Raw genomic sequence first — 17,150 nt, 5'->3', positions numbered from 1 at the left:
TGCCAACCCTAAAAGGATTGAACACTCGGCGATGCTACTTTTTATTTTCCAGGATAACCAGTTCATCCATATACGTAATCCGTTCGGCCATCGTAGGATGGGTGTAGCGGAATTGCTTGACCAGTTCCGGAGGATTGACCCGGCTTAATCCGCTCCGTGATAGCTCCTGGAAGCTCCGCACTGCGGATTCTTTATCCCTGGTCATTTCAATCGCGTACATATCCGCAGATTTTTCCTGCATGCGGGAAACCGCGTTAGTAAGCGGACTGGATGCAAAAGAAAGCACACCAATCAGCAGAAAGAAAAGAGGCATGGCCGCAAGTTCCTTGGGGGACTCGATATTCAGCCTTTTTCCTCTTTGGCGGATCAGCCAATCCATCAGCTGTTTTACGAGGTACAATCCGGCAAGCGAAAGCAGCAGATATCCTCCAATCCCTACGTAAATGTGCTTCATTACGTAGTGACCCATTTCATGAGCCATGATGAACAGAATTTCCTTTTCATCAAGCTTTTTAAGCGTTGTATCCCATAAGACAATTCTTGAGTTCGATCCGATTCCTGTAACGTATGCATTCATCGAATTCGTTTTCTCCGACATATTCACTTCATACACATGCTCGGCTGGAATATCAGCCCGCTTTGCCACTTCAAGGATTTTCGTCTCAAGCTCTTTATTTTTCAGCGGATAGAAATCATTGTAAAGCGGGTCAAGGACGACCGGCTGAAGGAACATAAGAAACAAGGTAAACGGCACAGACAGCCCCCAGGCTGCCAGCCACCAGCGCTTTTTAAATTTGCGGATCAGAAAAACAAGCACTCCCACAATGAGAACCATAATGGCGTAATTCGTCCAGAAATCAATGAGCTGATCCTTCATCCAGCTCGGGAATGTCTGTGTGGAAATGTGATAGGATTTGGACAAATGATAACTGATGTATTCAACCGGCAGAGAAACCGCACTTATGACAAGCGAAACCCAGAACCAGAAGATGGCTGTTCTCACTGCAAAAAAACGGGATGTTCCCTCTGCCCAATGCTGAAACTTCCGCGCAAGTCCGGTTATGAGCATGACTAAAAACAAAAACCATTCAAATGGCGCTGTCACAAAAAAGAGAAAGTCTTTTATTTTCGAATATTGTTCAGAAAGCAGAAGCTCCCTGCCGTTCATAAAGGTTTTCGGATCAGCGGGGGTCCCTTCCAGATGCTGCGGGAGAGCTCCGTCTGACGTCATAAATAAATACCAATAAATAAAAAGGCCGTATAAAAAATAACCCAGTACCGCTGCAGTCAGCCATCTTCGCATGCTGCCGTCCTCCTCATGAACCAAGCCCTGTTTGTACTAGTGTAAGACAAACAGGGCCTAAATAGAACTGCTCAGCTAAAAAAGTAGCCATATCCCATCACAGCTAGAATCGAAGCAAGCACAACGAAAATAACATTCCATCCAAAATACCCGGCTGCCAATGCGGCTGCCGCTCCCACCGCACCGAACATGAATCCCCCATCCGTCATGAAAATGGCGGGAACAATCAAAGCCCCGAGGATGGCGTAAGGCACATTTTTCAATACACTCTGAAGGAAATCAGGAAGAACCGCAACTCTGAAAACAAGGAAGGGAACCATCCTTGGAATGTAGGTTACAACAGCCATTCCCGCAATTAGGAGGATCATGGATTCATTCAATTGACGCCTCCTCCTTTCTCCCTCTCCAGATCAATTCAATCCCGACAGAGGAGATAAGCGTGGCAAGCACAATCGACCAGCCTGCCGATAAATAGCCGGATAGAACAAAGAGGGTATTGATGACAGCCGCACTTGCCGCAAGGACCATGACTTTGCGCTGTCCCTTCAGTGAAGGCACAAGGAGACCAATAAAGAGGGCGTACAAAGCAATCGACATGCTCTCCTGCAGAAGAACGGGGAGCAGATTCCCTGCCCAGTGGCCAATCCCGGTAAACACAACCCAGCTCGAATAAGAGATGAAAATTAATCCAAACAAGTAGCCTGCGGTGAGCCTGCCCTGTTTCAAGGATGCAACCGAAAACGTCTCATCCGTTATCCCGAATGCGTATAAAGCTTTTTTCCACGAAGGTGCGTCCTCCGCCCGCTCATTTAGAGATGCAGCCATAAGGAAATGGCGGATGTTCATAATAAATGTCGTAAAAACAATCTCAAAAGCACCCGTACCCGCTGCAATCAGATTTAATGATATGTACTGAGCGGCTCCTGCAAAAACAAACAAGCTCATCATCACCGCTTCACCAAGACTTAAGCCGGTTGATTTGGCAATTAACCCAAACGTCAGGGCAACCGGCATATATCCGACCGCAATCGAAATGCCCGCTTGCATACCCTCTCCGAACGATGATTTTCTTTCATATGCAGCAGCTGGCTGCATACGATCCCCTCCTATCATGGATAATAAATTAGCAGATGACAAACCGCCTTGTAATTGGTAATATTTTCATAAATATGATTCTCGTGAGCCCTGAATCTCAACGCATCCCCTTTATCCAGGGTGATTACCCGGCTTCCAATTGTAACCGAAATACTGCCTTCTGCCGAATACAAATATTCCTCTGCTCCTCCATGGTGCGGTTCTGATACCTGACGGCAGCCTGGCAGCAGCTCCATACGGTAAATTTCAAAACGGCGGGATTCCTCGTAAGGAAAATAGGAGAATACTTGATACAAATCTTCATTTCCTTTGATCGCCGCCGCTTCTATCCCCCTAACAACTGAAACCTCACTCTCTTTTTCTTCGACTAAAGAAGAAAAGGAGACTTCCAGACAATTGGCAATTTTCCAAAGAGTGGACACGGTCGGGCTCGAATCCCCATTTTCAATTTGGGAGAGCATCCCTTTGCTCACCCCGGAAAGGGCAGAAACCCTGTCCAGACTCAAGCCCCTCATCTTACGGATCCGTTTTAGATTCATCGAAATCTGCTTTTGAATATCGATCATCTCTGCTCCTTCACAATGTTTTATATAGTATACATTTGTTTGATTTTTCGAACAAGTTTGATTATTAGGGGGGGAGATTCATGAGAAAAATTCTTATATCGGCGATTCTGTTTGCAGGCATTGCAGCCGGCTGTAAGCCTCAGACCGAAACATTTTCTGAAATTTACGGGAAGGATTTGAATAAGGTGACCGCGGTTTACCTTACAAAAGGAGATGGCACAACAAAGGACATCAAGGACAAATCAAAGGTAAAAGATTTCCTTGCCAAACTGAAAAACGTAAAATTCATAACGGATAAAAACCAGGAAAAAGGGGCCGGATATGCTTATTCAATCAAGCTTTTTGAAGGAAAAAAGGAGACCCTGTTTTTTGATACCAGCCGTATAAAAGACTACAACTTTCATTCTGATCCTGATGTTGCATCTATTGCAGATGAGGCTTGGGGGAAATGAGGAATGAAAAGAGGATGGAAGTCGGAGCTCAAAGAAGTGGTGCCAGTCCCCCAGTATTTTACCGTACTAAAGCTCTGGTACTTCCTTTGAAAACCGTTGGGCTATAAGGGTTTATCGGCTGATGCCTCTGTCCCCCGCTGCGGTGAAGGATTAGGGGACTGGCACCGTGCCAGTCCCCAAAGTTTTTACAGAACTAAAGCTCCGGCACCTCCTCCGAAAGCCATTGAGCCACAAGGGTTTATCGGATGGTGCCTCTGTCCCCTGATGCGGTGAAGCATGACGGGTCTGGCACCTCACACCGATTGAGCGGCGAAACCCTAAGGTCTATGTACTGCACACCGCCCCCGCACAAAAAAGCTGCCCCAAAAAGAGGCACCGTTACCCCTTTTTAAGCCAGCCGTTCCTTCATTATTTTCCTTTAAACTCCGGTTTGCGTTTCTCGCTGAATGCCTGAAGCGCTTCTAACCGGTCCTCCGTTGGAATTGTTACTTCGTATGCCTTCCGTTCAATCTGCATGCCTGTCTGCAAATCAGTATTCATTCCATTTTTCACAGCGAACTTAGCCTGCTGCACCGCAATAGGCGCGTTTTGGGCGATAGCTGCGGACCAATCCATGCACGTATCCATCAGCTGCTCAGATGGAACGGCTTCATTAATTAAACCGTAAGCAAGCGCATCCGCTGCATTCAATTTTTTCGCTTTTACAATTAGTTCGAGTGCTTTGGACGTACCGATCAATCTCGGCAGGCGCTGTGTTCCGCCAGCTCCTGGTATAATTCCAAGTCCTGTTTCGGTAAGGCCAATTTGCGTATGATCAGACATAATCCGGAAATCGCAGGCTAATGCAAGCTCCAGTCCTCCGCCGAATGCAAAGCCGTTAATAGCCGCAATGACAGGCTGAGGAAGCTGTTCTATTTTAGTCAGCACTTCGCCCATTTTAAACAGATTCCGTTTCACCTGTTCATCTGTGAGTGTCTTTCTTTCCTTCAGATCCGCTCCTGCACTAAACGCTTTTTCTCCGGCGCCTCTGATAATGACTGTTCGAATTTCCCGGTCAATCCGGATTTCTTCCACTGCCTGTTCCAGATCAAGCAGCGTCTGGTAGCTGAAACAGTTCAGTACGTCCGGACGATTAATGGTGATATGGGCTATACCATTTACCTTTGAAAAATCAATCAGACTCATAATCGCGATCGCTCTGCCACTTGCTCCTTGAGTGCACGGCGGAGGATTTTTCCGGTTGTATTTTTAGGCAGTTCATCCAAAAATTCGATGACGGACGGAACTTTGTATTTGGCAAGCTGGCCCTTTCCATACTCGATCAGGGCCTCTCCTGTTAAATCCGGATTGGTCGTCACTATGTAGCACAGAACCGCTTCCCCCTGCTCTGGGTCCGGTATTCCAAGCACCGCAGCCTCTGTAATTTCAGGATGGTTGTAATACACCTCTTCTACCTCGCGCGGATATACATTATACCCGCCGACAATAATCATGTCCTTTTTGCGGTCGACGATGTAGAAGTAGCCTTCCTCATCCATTCTGGCAAGGTCACCCGTATAGAGCCACCCGTCACGAATGGTGTGGGCGGTTTCCTCGGGCATTTTATAATAGCCCTTCATAATATTGGGCCCTTTCACAATCAGTTCTCCCACTTGATTCGGAGGGAGTTCCTCGCCAAGTTCGTTCACCACTTTGTTCTCAACGTTTAGGATATTCATTCCGATTGAACCGGCTTTTCGCGGACGGTCCAGAGGATTAAAGCACGTTACCGGTGATGCCTCAGATAATCCGTATCCCTCTGAAATAACGACTTTGAATTTTTGTTCGAAGCCCTTCAGGAGCGCAACGGGCATGGAGGCTCCTCCGGAAATGCACAGCCTTAATGACTCAACATCTTCCTGAAGTCCATTTTCATATTGGAGCATAAAGTTATACATGGTCGGCACTCCCGCAAACACGGTTGCCTTATACTCCTTGATCAGCCTGAAGACCTCTTTAGGGCTGAACCGCGGCACAATAATGAGCGAAGCACCGTTCATTAGCGGAGCATTTAAGGACACTGTCAGGCAAAAGACATGAAACATCGGCAGAGTTGCAACGACTTTGTCTTGGTCATTCATTTTTAAATACGCGGCAACATCTGATGCGTTGCTGTAAATATTTTTATGAGTTAGCATCGCGCCCTTCGGTTTCCCAGTTGTACCCGATGTATATAAAATAACTGCAAGATCCTCTGGCTCAAGCTCTGGATGGCTATAACCCGTACTGCTAGCTGACAGCATACTTGTAAACGATTTCATTTTTGGCCGAATCGATGCGTTCTCCAGATTAAATTGCTTATTCTCTGATGGAGGAGTTTCACAAACAATAATATGCTCAAGTACAGGGAGCTGCGCATCCATTTGCTCAAACATCGGCAGCAGCAAATCCAGTGCAATGACCCCTTTAACATCTCCATTGCTCAGGATATACCCAATCTCAGCCGGCGTATAAATCGGATTCACCGGAATAACGGTTGCACCTGCTCTTAATGCCCCATACATACCAATAACAAAATATGGAGAATTTCCAAGCAATAACGCTACATGATCTCCTTTTTCAATACCCATCGATTGCAGACTGGCTGCAAACTGGCTGACCATCCCATCAAGCTGACTGTAAGAAACAGCTTGCCCTTCAAAATAATAAGCTGGCTTTTCCCCATATTGCCCAGCTGTTTCAGATAACCGTGAACTTACATTCATTCTCCCAACCCCTAACAATGAATGAATAGTCATTCATTATATTTTAAAAAAATTCTAAATATATTATATTAAAAGAAAACGAATTGAACAAGGGATAAAACCGACTATATTCCTAAAAATGGAGAGCTTAGTTGACATCACAAGCCATTCCATCATTATCGCGGTCCAAATCATGCGGATCCTTCCCCGGCCCTCCGGCAGTCTCATAAACAGACTGTGCATCCGCCTGTGACGGAAAGTCTCCGCAATCCAAATCAGGCCCAAAAGGATCGAATTCGGAAGGCTTATCCGACGGTGTTTCAGGATCACCGGTACTGTCATCATAGGCTTGGACAGGCTCTGCTTTTTCATTTGACTGCTTGAAGGCATGATCCAGAACCTGCTTCATCTCTTCCTGATGAGCTTTAGCCATTTTCTCTTCCGCTGCTTTAACGGCTGCCTGAATGTCCTCCGTTTTTTTCGCTTCTGCATCAGCCAGCTGCTGCTTCAGCGTTTCAGCGACTTGTTCATTTTCCTTTTTCTTGCTCTCAGCCTCCTCCAGCTGCTGCTTTAGCTTCTGAATTTCTTCGTCAGAAGAGGGATCTGTCTTTACCGGCGTTTCCTCTATCACAGAGGCTTGTCTGCTTGTCGCCGGCTGGTCGAGCATGAGGAAAAAAACAGCAAGAATTCCAGCGGCTCCAATGGCAATTTTTCTTCTAACCGATTCATGAAGCCTGATAACCATAAAGATCAGCACAGCAAGCAATAACATACCTATCCATGTTAAAAATGTCATTTTCCGCCTCCCGATTTCTTGATAATTCCATTTTAACATGGAAAAAGGCGGAATTTTTCAAAAATAATCCTTCTTGTATAAAAGATTCTTTAAAATTGATTATTTGACAAAATTGTTTAGCCTATCTATTCAAAGCACATAGTTTGCGAAAATCTCATAAAACAAAAAAGAAAAACCCGCAGGCTTTTCTTTAAAACAACCTCTTGATGCTTTTACCAATGGGAGGAATCGTCACACTTTTATCGGAAAAGAATTTCTTCACCATATATTCAGTGTAATGAATAGCTTGACCGTATGATATATTTCCCGGAAGAGGCGGTTCTTCTTCAACTTGAACATCCAGAATCACAGGTTTATCAGCTTTGAGCGCCTGCTTGAGAGCCAGCCTCATTTCCTCGCGGTTTTGGATGCGGGCCCCGATTCCGCCGCATGCCTCCGCGAACTTTGCGAAATCTATGCTGCCGAGCTCGGTTCCATATTCAATGTGGCCCATTTCCTGCTGCTCGTAATGAATCATACCGAGCTTCTGGTTATTGAAAATAACGATGACGATGGGCAGTTTGTAGCGGACGGCTGTTACAAAATCATGCATGACCATTGAAAAACCGCCATCTCCGCAGAACGCCCAAACCTGCTTATCCGGTTCGGCAATCTTGGCAGCTATTGCACCCGGAAGACCGCAGCCCATGGTTGCAAGCCAGCTTGAAATGACCATTTTTTGACGATCGAGGTCAAGATACCGCGCCGCCCAGACTGTAACATTTCCGACGTCAACGGACAGAATCGCGTCGTCATCAAGAACCTGCTGAACTTCTGCCATGACCTGCGGGGGCATGAGCTGATCGGTTTTTTCTGATTTATCTTTTTCGATTTCCTTCCTCCAGCTTTTCATCCTCTTTTGACTTTCTTCGAGAAACTTCCGGTCCTCTTTATAAGAAACGGTTGCCGTCAGCGCCTCCAAGACTCGTTTGGAATCACCATTTAGCCCGCAGGCAACCGGATACCGCTTGCCAATAAACTTTGTCTCACGATCAATCTGAATCGCGTCCGCCCTGTCCGGCAAAAACTCCCGGTAAGGATAAGACGTTCCGATCATAATCAGCAAATCGGTTTCCTGCATCGCCTGATAGGATTGCTTTGTCCCAAGCTGGCCAATATGCCCAAGGCAATGCGGATGCAAATCAGGAATCGCGCCTTTCCCTGGAAGGGAAACGGCGACAGGTGCGCCGATTTTTTCGGCAAATAAGGCCAATTCCTCTTTTGCCCCGAGCGCGCCTTTTCCTGCGAGAATAACAGGACGCTTGGCCCGCTCAATCATTTCTGCAGCAAGCTTCATGTCTTTTTGATCAGGGAATCCGGTTGTATCTGCTAATATATCTGAAGTTAAGGGCTGATCCCATTCCGCTTTTTCAGCAAACAGATCGTCCGGCACAATTAAAACAGCCACCCCATTTTCAGCATAAGCTGTTCGGATTGCCTGATTCAGCATATCCGGCAGCTGCTCGTGGGATTCGGCACGCTTGTTATATACGGCGACATCATCAAACATACGCTCCAAATTGACTTCCTGAAAGGCGTCGGTTCCTACCTGTGTGCTATGTACCTGCCCTGCCAATACCAATACAGGAGCGCCGTCGGCTTTTGCATCATATAGTCCGTTAAGCAAATGAATGGCTCCTGGCCCTGCAATAGAAAGACAGACTCCAATTTTTCCTGTGAGCTTTGCATAGGCAGACGCTGCAAGGGCCCCCACCTCTTCATGCCTAACCTGATAAAATCGCAATTCGTTTTTCGCTTTTCTTAATTCTTCTACAAACTCATTAATGGAATCCCCCGGCATTCCGTAAAGGTGGTCGATTTCCCACTTTTCCAGGATCTCAGCCATGATTTCCCCAGTTCTCGCCATGATATTTCATCCCTTTCTATATCGAGAAAGCTTACTTTCTTCAATACCCGCTTCGAGAATTTTGAATCTAAGTAAGGAAGGCGGAAGCTTAACAAGTCACAGCAGGAAACGGTAAGACGAGTTGCTGAAAATTATTGATTAGAACGCAGAGGAAAGAATTATTTGATGACAGTGGCGGTGGTGGTGCCAGTCCCCAAATATTTTACCGTACTAAAGCTCTGGCACCACCCACTTCAAACTGTTGATACGTAAGGATTCAGCGGCCTGCGTCTCTGTCCCCCGCTGCGGTGAAGAAGAACGGGACTGGCACCGTGTCAGTCCCCAAAAATTTCACCGTACTAAAGCTCTGGCACCGCTCTCTTCAATCTGTTGATACACAAGGGTTCAATAGCCTCTGTCTCTGTCCCCCATTGCGGTGAAGAATCGCGGGTCAGGCACCACCTCACCTTTCCTCACAAAAAAACTGCCGTAAAAGGAATCCCTTTTACGCCAGTCACCCGTTTAATAAAGCAAATCTAAAAACTGTTCCTTCGATACATTTCCGAAATACTGCTGGACATTGACTGGTCTCATCAGCTTATCAAGCTCGGATTTTTCATAGCGGGCTCCCGTCAACAGCTCCTCAATTTCAGCAACATCGCCTACGCCGAAGAAATCCCCGTAGATTTTGCACTCATGGATGATTCCTTTGCTTACTTCCATCCGGACATCAATTTGTCCGACTGGGAAGCGATGGGAGTGCTGAAGATTGAACTTCGGAGACTTTCCGTAATTCCACTCCCAATTTTGATAGCGTTCTTCTGAAAGTTTGCGGATCTTGTCCCAATCATCTTCTGTTAAGACATATTGAGGGACTTCCCCGTTTGTATCAAAAATATAGCTGAGCAAGAGCGATCTGAATTCTTCGATTGTGATTTTCTTTTCCAAAAACTCACTGATGTTTGCAACGCGGCTGCGTATCGATTTTATCCCTTTTGATTCAATCTTATCTTTTTTCACGACGAGGGCAGACACGACATTCTCCATTTCAGAATCGAACAGGAGCGTTCCATGACTGAACATTCTTCCTCGCGTTGTGAACTGGGCATTGCCTGAGATTTTCCTGCCTTCAGCGAGGATATCATTCCGTCCGCTGAGTTCTGCGTTAACACCAAGTTTCTTCAGCGCTTCAATCACCGGTTCGGTGAATTTCTTGAAGTTATGAAAGCTGTCACCATCATCCTTCGTGATAAAGCTGAAGTTCAGGTTGCCAAGGTCATGATATACCGCGCCTCCGCCTGAGAGCCTTCTTACTACATGAAGTCCCTGTTCCTCCACATATTTCGTGTTAATTTCTTCAATCGTATTCTGATTTTTCCCAATGATGATGGAAGGTTCATTTATGTAAAACAGCAGATAGGATTGTTCGGGGTCTAAATTTTTGAGGCAGTACTCCTCGATTGCCAGATTCATTCTTGGATCCGTAATATGGTTATTATCAATAAACAGCATTTGGGCCATTCGCTTTTCCTCCTTCGTCTCGGTACCATGTTAAACCTTTTGATGCTAAAGACAGCGAACCTTTGTAAAGGGTCTTTGCTTCTGCAAGTAACTCTTCATGATTCCCAAAATGCGGCAAATGGGTCAGGATGCACTGTTTTACACCGGCATCTCTCGCAATAGCCGCAGCATCGAGGCTGTTCATATGTCCAGCGCTTTTTCCATCCTGCCCTGCATAGAAATTGCACTCGGAAATCAGCAGGTCAGCCCCTTCAGCGAAAGGAATAAATTCCTCTTTAAAGCTTGAATCTGCCGTATAAACAATGACAGACTCTCCATCTGTAATCCGGAACGCGTAGCATTCCACGGGATGATTTGTTTTTAGGAAGCTTATTTGAAAGGGTCCAATTTCAAGTGTTTCATCTGGATTATAAGCATTCCCAAGCGTCGTATGTTTATAGGTTAGCCTGCTGAACCCCTCTTTATCTCCATTATGTCCATAAATCGGCAAAACGGGAATGTCCTCTTCCAGAAAACCGGCAACAAGCCGTCCGTATTGAAGCGGGCCAATGTCTGCAACGTGATCATGGTGATAATGGGAAATCAGAACAGCATCCAGCTCTTTCAAAGGCATATAAAACTGCAGCTGTGATAATACAGCACTTCCGCAATCGATCAGCAAATTGAAACCGTTCTTTTGCAGCAAATACCCGGATGAGGCTTCTCCTGGGCCGGGAAAACCGCCCCAGTGTCCGATTATGGTTAATTTCATCGTTCACTCTCCTGCTTCCTAAATGATTTCCTACCCTTCAATATACCCAATACATCCGTGGAACCGCAAGCTGAAAGCATTTCTGTTCTGTGCGATAAATTATTCTGAGAAGACCATCTGCCCATTTTTGCTATTTTTGCAGTTTGTTACAAAACAGGAGTTGACCTTTTGTTTCTGTTATAATACAATATAAATATCAAAACAACATGGAGGGGATAACATGTTAGTTAATTTGACTGAATTTTTCAGAAATTTGCCCGGTAAACAATGTGCAGAATGTGGAAAAGAAATTGAAGAGCAGCATGAATGCTATGGAAATACCTGCAGCAATTGTATGAATGTACAGGATCTGTAAATGAAAAAAGAGCCGGCGAGGCTCTTTTTTTGTTTGTTTCATTCCCTCACTGCCCTAATAAAAAGAGCCAAACCGGCTTCCTCCATTTAATATGGAATCCTTGCCAGTTCAGCCTGCATTTTCGTTGATTCACGTATGATCAGCTTCATATAAAACTTGTGCATTTCCCTGCCTGTGAATTGCCTCAATCTGATTCTAGCCATCATGACTTCCATCGTTTTCAGAGCCATCTCGCAAACAGGCTGTTCTACAGTCGTAATTCTTGGATTCATCAGTTCAGTGATCACCTGATTGTCGAAGCCTGTTACGGCAAGGTCGCGCGGGATGCTCCAATTGCTGCGGGCCGCTTCTGATACGATGCCGGCTGCAACCTCGTCAGAGCCTGTAAAGATAGCGGTTGGCCTGTTAGAGCCTCTTGTTCGAATGCTATTGAAAATATCGATTCCATCTTCACTAGTTATTGCTTCACGAAATGCATCTCGTTCATCGAAAACAAGTCCTGCTTCTGCCAGCGCTTTACTAAAGCCTTCCTCGCGGGCACTCGCAACGTTGCTTCGGTACCTTCCACAGCAGTAGGCAATTTTCCGGTGCCCCATTTCAATCAGGTGTTTCGTTGCCTTGTAGCCTGCTTCCTTTTGATCCATAAAAACCATCGGAACATTGGCTCTCTCTTCGAATTCATTGCACAGAACAATTGGTCCGTAATCGAGGTATTCCTCAATAACACTCCAGTCATTCTCGGCTGATGTGAGGATGACTCCATCCACTTGCTTTGTTTTCAGCAGATTTAAATACGTTAATTCCTTTTTAGCGGAATATTGTGTTTGACATATAATGAGCTGGTGGAAGCTTTCGGATGCTGCGTGCTCCAGTGTCTCAATGAGCTGGCTGAAAAAAGGATTCATCACCCGTGGAATCAGAACGGCAATAACACCTGTCCGCTGGTTTCTTAAACTCCTCGCTGCCGAGTTAGGAACATACCCAAGCTCCTCCATGGCTTCCATTACCTTCTTTTTTTTCGTAATTGATACATAGGGGTGTTCATTAATTACCCTTGACACAGTTGTCCGGGAAAGCCCTGCCCTTCTTGCCACGTCTTCGATCGTTGCCATTTCTCTCCCACCTCTCCCCAACATAAGCAAGCGCTTACATTTTCCATTATATGAAAATGCTTTCATAATTTCAATAAAAGATTCATAGAGAATACTTTTTCTGCTGACTTCTTCCCCGCTGCCGCTGATTTCTGCTTCATCCACTGTTGCGATGAGGATGATTTTACACATACAAAAACCCGGTCCTATAAAGGAGCCGGGTTTTGCTTTCTATTAAAGTGCTTCTTCAGAAACTTCTTGCTTGTTTTTCCGAACCTGGAAAAACATATACGTGATGGTCCCAATGATCATGAGCAGCATCATACCGGCTAAGACAAGGGATTGGGTACCCAGATAACCGTAGTCGCCGCTTGAAATAACGGCTTTAAATCCGGCAACAGAGTACGTCATCGGCAGCCAGTAGTTAAAGATTTGCAGAGGCTCCGGTATAAGCTCAAGCGGGAAAGTTCCTGCTGAGGTTGTCAGCTGCAAAATCAAAATAACAATAGCTACAAATCGTCCCGGATCGCCGAGGGAAGTTACAAAGAATTGAATCAGTGCAAGGAATGTTAAGCTTGTCAGAATACTGAACAGGATGAACAAACCGACATTCTGGACTTCAATTTGAAGGCCCATCAGCAGAACCGCGTCTGCCACTAAGGACTGAATTATTCCCACGGCAAGCAATACGCCAAATTTACTAAAGAACCATGAGAGCGCTGATTTAGGTTCTCCCACCGACTGTTTAAGAGGGTAAACGATAGAGATCAGCAATGCTCCTACAAATAATCCCAGTGAAAGGAAGTAAGGCGTAAACCCTGTACCATAGTTCGGCACTTCATTAATTTTTTCATTTTTAACATCAACAGGCTTAGCCATCATGTCATAAAGCGGGTCAGACCCTTTTGTTTCTTTTGTTTGATCTGCAGCATCTGCAAGTGCAGAGCTGAGCTCGGAAGTACCGCCGGAAAGTTCGCCGACCCCTTTATCTAAATCAGCGGCTCCATTTGCAAGCTTGCCTGCTCCGGATTCAAGTTGGCCAGATCCATCTGAAAGCTTGGAAATTCCGGAATTCAGTTCCGTGCTCCCACTTGCCAATTGCGCGGAACCTTCTTTTGCTTCACCTAGTTTCGTGCCGAATAACGCTACGCCCTGGCTGAATTCATTAGCCCCTTTGGAAGCATCATTCAAACCAGTGTTTAGTTTTTTCTGGCCCTCGGTTAGCTGGCTGACGCCGTTTTGAACCTTTTGCTGGTTTTCATAAACAGCAGTAGCTCCCTGAGCAAGCTCACCTGATTTTCCGGCAATGACCGTTGAATTTTCAGCAAGTTTGCCGACTCCGGCTGATAGGTTATCACTGCCCTGGTTGAGCTGTTCAAGAGCAGCGGTCAATTCGTTACGCTTTTCTTCCGGAAGAGCTGCAAGTACAGGTTCCAGCTGCTTCATATTTGCCTGAAGCTGATCGATGCCGGCTGCAAGCTGCTCTGCACCTTTTTTGGCATCCTGCTGGCCTGCATCAAATTGTGTCAATCCCTGGTTAAGGGCAGTGGCTCCTTCACTTACTTTTTTCGTTCCATCCGTAAGCTGAGGCACACCTTGGTTTAGTTCCTGCATTTTGCTGTACAGTTCATTCGAACCGGCTGCCAGCTTAGCATTCCCATCTGCAAGAGCCTTTGAGCCATCTTCAACCTTTGTATATCCTTGGTTTAATTGGCCAAGTCCCTTATCAAGATCTGCAGCTCCTTTAGAAAGCTGGGTTGTACCGTCAGAAGCTGATTGAAGACCTTCCTTAAAGGTAACTGAGCTCTCTGCAAGCTTAGCCAGATTTTCCTTCAATTTTCCTGATCCATCTTTAAGCTTTCCAGTTCCGGAATCGATTTCAGCTGCGCCATCACTTGCTTCACCCAAGCCGTCTGCAACCTCTCCAATTTTACCAAAGATGCTTTCTGCGTACGTTTTAGTTACTTCATTTGCCACTTCTTCTTTAATTTGTTCGACTGCCGTATTACCAATTTGAGCAGAAAGGAAGTTAAATCCTTCATTTGGAACATACTTCATTTCAAGCTCTTTCGGCTGATCATCCAGCAGGGTTGTTGCATTTGCTGAAAAATTCTCTGGAATTTCAATTTTCATATAGTATTTTTGATCTTTAAGACCTTGATCTGCTGTTTTTTCATCAACAAATTTCCACTTAAACTCTGGATTATCCCTTAGATTATCCACAAGCTCTTTCCCTACCTGCAGATTTTCTCCTTCATATTCAGCGCCATTATCCTGGTTGACAACGGCTACCGGAAGATCTTCAAGATTCTCATATGGATCCCAGAATGCCCATAAGAACATTCCTGCATATAATACAGGGATAAAGAGAACCGCTATGACGGGAATCAAAATTTTCTTGTTTGTAACTAGCGCCTTCCACTCTTTTGCGAGCAGTGACATGTATAAAACCTCCTGTAAATGTACATCTGACTATATTGTTCATTTAGTCATTTTTCACCAAAAAAGATAGGCTATCCTAAGCGGATAATCCCTTTAGAAAATAAAGTTCAAATAGTTCAGCTATTTTTTCTTTAGGAAGCGGATCGTGATGTTTTTCCCAATCAAAAATAAGAGAAATGTAAAGCTTCAGCATGAGGAACGAGGTCAGCTCCGGATCGCATGGGCGGATTTCTCCTTTAGCTATTGCTTTATGAATCTTTTGCTTAATGTAGCCGATCACCATTCCTTCGAGACGGGCTACAACTTCCTGGACGGCAGGAGTACCGAGCTCGGTGCTCTCCTGAAAGATCTTGATGGTAAGCTGATGCTTTTTCCGATATTCAAGCACGCTGTACAGTGCACGGTGAACATTTTCAAAAAAGCTGCATTCCGGACTGATTGCGTCATCAGCTGCATGCTTGATTTCGGCTAAAAGAGTCGTAATGATTTCACCAAACAGTTCTTCCTTGTTTTTAAAGAATGTATAAATCGTCCCTTTTGCTACATTTGCATGCTTTGCTACAATGTCCATCGTCGTTGCTTTGTATCCAAACTGCGTAAAGGATTTCTTTGCCGCCTCGATAATTAATTGCTTCCGGTCTACACTCACTTCAGTTCCACTCCTAAAAATGACCAAATGAACATTTTAGTCAGTTAGTACTTTTAATATACACGCCTTAAGCAAACAATGCAAGAAAAAAAGAGCCGCTTTTTCAGCTGGCTCTACAAATGCAAATATTGCCTTACTTGTTCAACGCTGGCTTTTCCCTGATCAATACAATCTGGCAGTCCCACTCCTTCAAACGAGGCTCCTGCAAGGAAAAGACCAGGGTATTGTTTGCTGACAAAGCTATAGATTCTCCGAACATTTTCCATGTGGCCGACATTGTACTGAGGCATCGCCTTTTTCCAGCGGCTTACAACATAGTCTTCCGGCAATCCGGTAATTTCCATTGCTTTTTTAAAATCTTCCAGAACAATTTTCACGAGCTGTTCATCTGTTTGATCAACGATGGTTTCTTCTCCTGCTTTGCCGACATACGCCCGCAAAATCACTTTATCAGCAGGTGCTGTATGCGGCCATTTTTTATTCGTCCATGTGCAGGCAGTGATTGAATACCCGCCGTTTCTCGATATGACAAAGCCAGTTCCCTCTTTTAGCATTCGAACGTTCTCTTTGGGGAAAATCATCGCTACGTTTGCAACCGACGTAGATTCCATTGTCCTGAAATAATCAAACTCGCTCTCCTTCAAGAGACTGCCGGCGGACGCATGCGGGATTGTCATAATAACCGCATCCGCTTCCATCATGGTCCCCCCGCTTAGTTCTAATGAATACGTCCCTGACGGCTTCTTCTGAAGACCCGTGACCTTTGTGCCCTTCGTCACTTTGACCGAACTGAGATTTTTTTCAAGAGCCTCAATTAGTGTCTGAAGTCCTCCGGTCAGAGTTTGAAATATTCCTTTTTTAGAAGGATCATGCTTCTGACTCGTTGGAGGCAATGATTTTTTCATTCCTAAAATCAGGCTTCTATGCTCCTGTTCAGTTTTATAAAACTGCGGAAATGTAGACATCAGGCTAAGCTTATCTATGTCTCCGGCATAGATGCCTGAGAGGAGCGGCTCAATCAGATTTTCAACGACCTCATCTCCAAGTCTTCTTCTGAAAAACTGGCCGAGCGATTGATCGCCTTTACGCTCTCCCTTAGGAAGAACAAAGTCTCCAGCTGCACGCAGTTTCCCGGAGAACGAAAACAAACCTGATGTGACGAATGGGCGAACCTGAGTAGGGATCCCCATAACAGCTCCCCCCGGAATGGGATGAAGACCGTCTTTTAACAGGACAAACGAACGGCCGGTAGAGTTGTTTACCAGCTGGTTTTCAAGACCGAGTTCCCGCACAAGCTGCGGAGCACTCGCCTTTCGCTCAAGAAAAGAATCAGGTCCTTTTTCAATGATGCATCCATTTTTCCGGACCGTCTGAATTTTGCCTCCAAGCCGCGGACTAGCTTCAATTAGTGTGATTTCTACGTCCTCTTGCAGCTCTTTTTGAAGATAGTAAGCCGCGGATAAACCGGTTAGACCTCCGCCGAGGATTGCCACTCTTTTTTTCTTTTCCATCATTTCGCCT

At 45.4% G+C, this 17,150-nt stretch carries 16 protein-coding genes; 2 read left to right on the top strand and 14 right to left on the bottom strand.

Translation table 11 applies throughout. The features are described 5' to 3' along the window. Positions 1-34 precede the first annotated feature (34 nt). From J9317_RS05875 to J9317_RS05860, 4 genes are all read right to left on the bottom strand, one after another. A complete protein-coding gene (locus J9317_RS05875) occupies positions 35-1,303 on the bottom strand; it encodes a M48 family metallopeptidase (RefSeq protein ID WP_211556972.1) in 1,269 nt (422 codons plus the stop codon). Between the two features lie 71 nt (positions 1,304-1,374). Next, on the bottom strand, positions 1,375-1,683 hold the full coding sequence (locus J9317_RS05870; RefSeq protein WP_211556971.1) for an AzlD domain-containing protein: 309 nt from the start codon (positions 1,681-1,683) through the stop codon (positions 1,375-1,377). Next, positions 1,676-2,398, bottom strand: coding sequence for an AzlC family ABC transporter permease (locus J9317_RS05865; protein WP_211556970.1), 723 nt, complete (start codon positions 2,396-2,398; stop codon positions 1,676-1,678). Before J9317_RS05865 ends, J9317_RS05870 begins: the two co-directional genes overlap by 8 nt. 14 nt (positions 2,399-2,412) lie before the next feature. Continuing rightward, positions 2,413-2,964, bottom strand: a complete 552-nt coding sequence (locus J9317_RS05860; RefSeq protein ID WP_211556969.1) for a helix-turn-helix domain-containing protein — start codon at positions 2,962-2,964, stop codon at positions 2,413-2,415. A gap of 80 nt (positions 2,965-3,044) precedes the next feature. On the opposite strand from J9317_RS05860, the gene J9317_RS05855 reads away from it, so the two are divergent. Further along, complete coding sequence (locus tag J9317_RS05855) at positions 3,045-3,416, top strand: hypothetical protein (RefSeq protein WP_211556967.1); 372 nt, start codon at positions 3,045-3,047, stop codon at positions 3,414-3,416. Between the two features lie 408 nt (positions 3,417-3,824). On the opposite strand, the gene J9317_RS05850 is transcribed toward J9317_RS05855, so the two are convergent. The 6 genes from J9317_RS05850 to J9317_RS05825 form a co-directional block, all read right to left on the bottom strand. Next, on the bottom strand, positions 3,825-4,601 hold the full coding sequence (locus tag J9317_RS05850) for an enoyl-CoA hydratase-related protein (RefSeq protein WP_211556964.1): 777 nt from the start codon (positions 4,599-4,601) through the stop codon (positions 3,825-3,827). After that, positions 4,598-6,160, bottom strand: a complete 1,563-nt coding sequence (locus J9317_RS05845) for a fatty acid--CoA ligase family protein (protein ID WP_211556962.1) — start codon at positions 6,158-6,160, stop codon at positions 4,598-4,600. The genes J9317_RS05850 and J9317_RS05845 overlap by 4 nt, the downstream gene beginning before the upstream one ends. Positions 6,161-6,287: 127 nt before the next feature. Next, positions 6,288-6,935 (bottom strand): OmpH family outer membrane protein, encoded by a 648-nt coding sequence (locus tag J9317_RS05840; RefSeq protein WP_211556961.1) that lies wholly within the window; start codon positions 6,933-6,935, stop codon positions 6,288-6,290. Positions 6,936-7,125: 190 nt separating this feature from the next. Next, positions 7,126-8,841 (bottom strand): pyruvate oxidase, encoded by a 1,716-nt coding sequence (locus tag J9317_RS05835; RefSeq protein ID WP_211556959.1) that lies wholly within the window; start codon positions 8,839-8,841, stop codon positions 7,126-7,128. A 501-nt stretch (positions 8,842-9,342) separates the two neighbouring features. Next, on the bottom strand, positions 9,343-10,332 hold the full coding sequence (lplA, locus tag J9317_RS05830) for a lipoate--protein ligase (RefSeq protein ID WP_211562156.1): 990 nt from the start codon (positions 10,330-10,332) through the stop codon (positions 9,343-9,345). Then, on the bottom strand, positions 10,319-11,092 hold the full coding sequence (locus J9317_RS05825) for an MBL fold metallo-hydrolase (RefSeq protein ID WP_211556956.1): 774 nt from the start codon (positions 11,090-11,092) through the stop codon (positions 10,319-10,321). The genes lplA and J9317_RS05825 overlap by 14 nt, the downstream gene beginning before the upstream one ends. 220 nt (positions 11,093-11,312) lie before the next feature. Between J9317_RS05825 and yhfH the strand changes: the two genes are divergently transcribed. Next, entirely contained in the window at positions 11,313-11,447 is a 135-nt protein-coding gene (yhfH, locus tag J9317_RS05820; RefSeq protein ID WP_211556955.1) for a protein YhfH, read from the top strand. A gap of 86 nt (positions 11,448-11,533) precedes the next feature. Here yhfH and J9317_RS05815 read toward each other — a convergent pair whose 3' ends face one another. From J9317_RS05815 to hemY, 4 genes are all read right to left on the bottom strand, one after another. Next, the gene (locus tag J9317_RS05815; RefSeq protein WP_211556952.1) at positions 11,534-12,559 is read right to left on the bottom strand and encodes a LacI family DNA-binding transcriptional regulator; all 1,026 of its coding nucleotides are present in this window, start codon (positions 12,557-12,559) and stop codon (positions 11,534-11,536) included. Between the two features lie 213 nt (positions 12,560-12,772). After that, a complete protein-coding gene (locus J9317_RS05810; protein WP_211556950.1) occupies positions 12,773-14,980 on the bottom strand; it encodes a YhgE/Pip domain-containing protein in 2,208 nt (735 codons plus the stop codon). 76 nt (positions 14,981-15,056) lie between these two features. Beyond that, positions 15,057-15,629 carry a TetR/AcrR family transcriptional regulator gene (locus J9317_RS05805; protein ID WP_211556948.1) on the bottom strand — a complete coding sequence of 191 codons (573 nt, stop codon included), beginning with the start codon at positions 15,627-15,629 and terminating at the stop codon, positions 15,057-15,059. A 113-nt stretch (positions 15,630-15,742) separates the two neighbouring features. Next, positions 15,743-17,143 carry a protoporphyrinogen oxidase gene (gene hemY / locus J9317_RS05800; protein WP_211556947.1) on the bottom strand — a complete coding sequence of 467 codons (1,401 nt, stop codon included), beginning with the start codon at positions 17,141-17,143 and terminating at the stop codon, positions 15,743-15,745. Positions 17,144-17,150: the final 7 nt, after the last annotated feature.

Origin of the sequence: Metabacillus flavus, assembly GCF_018283675.1 — a bacterium.
Lineage (GTDB): Bacteria > Bacillota > Bacilli > Bacillales > Bacillaceae > Metabacillus_B > Metabacillus_B flavus.
Note: the sequence above shows the minus strand (reverse complement) of the source record. Positions and strands in the feature narration are given on the sequence as shown.

What these genes read in the sequence shown, in the direction of transcription:
- J9317_RS05875 (WP_211556972.1), bottom strand. Translation starts at nt 1,303, where the DNA reads ATGCGAAGATGGCTGACTGCAGCGGTACTGGGTTATTTTTTATACGGC.
- J9317_RS05865 (WP_211556970.1), bottom strand. Translation starts at nt 2,398, where the DNA reads ATGCAGCCAGCTGCTGCATATGAAAGAAAATCATCGTTCGGAGAGGGT.
- J9317_RS05860 (WP_211556969.1), bottom strand. Translation starts at nt 2,964, where the DNA reads ATGATCGATATTCAAAAGCAGATTTCGATGAATCTAAAACGGATCCGT.
- J9317_RS05855 (WP_211556967.1), top strand. Translation starts at nt 3,045, where the DNA reads ATGAGAAAAATTCTTATATCGGCGATTCTGTTTGCAGGCATTGCAGCC.
- J9317_RS05850 (WP_211556964.1), bottom strand. Translation starts at nt 4,601, where the DNA reads ATGAGTCTGATTGATTTTTCAAAGGTAAATGGTATAGCCCATATCACC.
- J9317_RS05845 (WP_211556962.1), bottom strand. Translation starts at nt 6,160, where the DNA reads ATGAATGTAAGTTCACGGTTATCTGAAACAGCTGGGCAATATGGGGAA.
- J9317_RS05840 (WP_211556961.1), bottom strand. Translation starts at nt 6,935, where the DNA reads ATGACATTTTTAACATGGATAGGTATGTTATTGCTTGCTGTGCTGATC.
- J9317_RS05835 (WP_211556959.1), bottom strand. Translation starts at nt 8,841, where the DNA reads ATGGCGAGAACTGGGGAAATCATGGCTGAGATCCTGGAAAAGTGGGAA.
- lplA (WP_211562156.1), bottom strand. Translation starts at nt 10,332, where the DNA reads ATGCTGTTTATTGATAATAACCATATTACGGATCCAAGAATGAATCTG.
- J9317_RS05825 (WP_211556956.1), bottom strand. Translation starts at nt 11,092, where the DNA reads ATGAAATTAACCATAATCGGACACTGGGGCGGTTTTCCCGGCCCAGGA.
- yhfH (WP_211556955.1), top strand. Translation starts at nt 11,313, where the DNA reads ATGTTAGTTAATTTGACTGAATTTTTCAGAAATTTGCCCGGTAAACAA.
- J9317_RS05815 (WP_211556952.1), bottom strand. Translation starts at nt 12,559, where the DNA reads ATGGCAACGATCGAAGACGTGGCAAGAAGGGCAGGGCTTTCCCGGACA.
- J9317_RS05810 (WP_211556950.1), bottom strand. Translation starts at nt 14,980, where the DNA reads ATGTCACTGCTCGCAAAAGAGTGGAAGGCGCTAGTTACAAACAAGAAA.
- hemY (WP_211556947.1), bottom strand. Translation starts at nt 17,143, where the DNA reads ATGATGGAAAAGAAAAAAAGAGTGGCAATCCTCGGCGGAGGTCTAACC.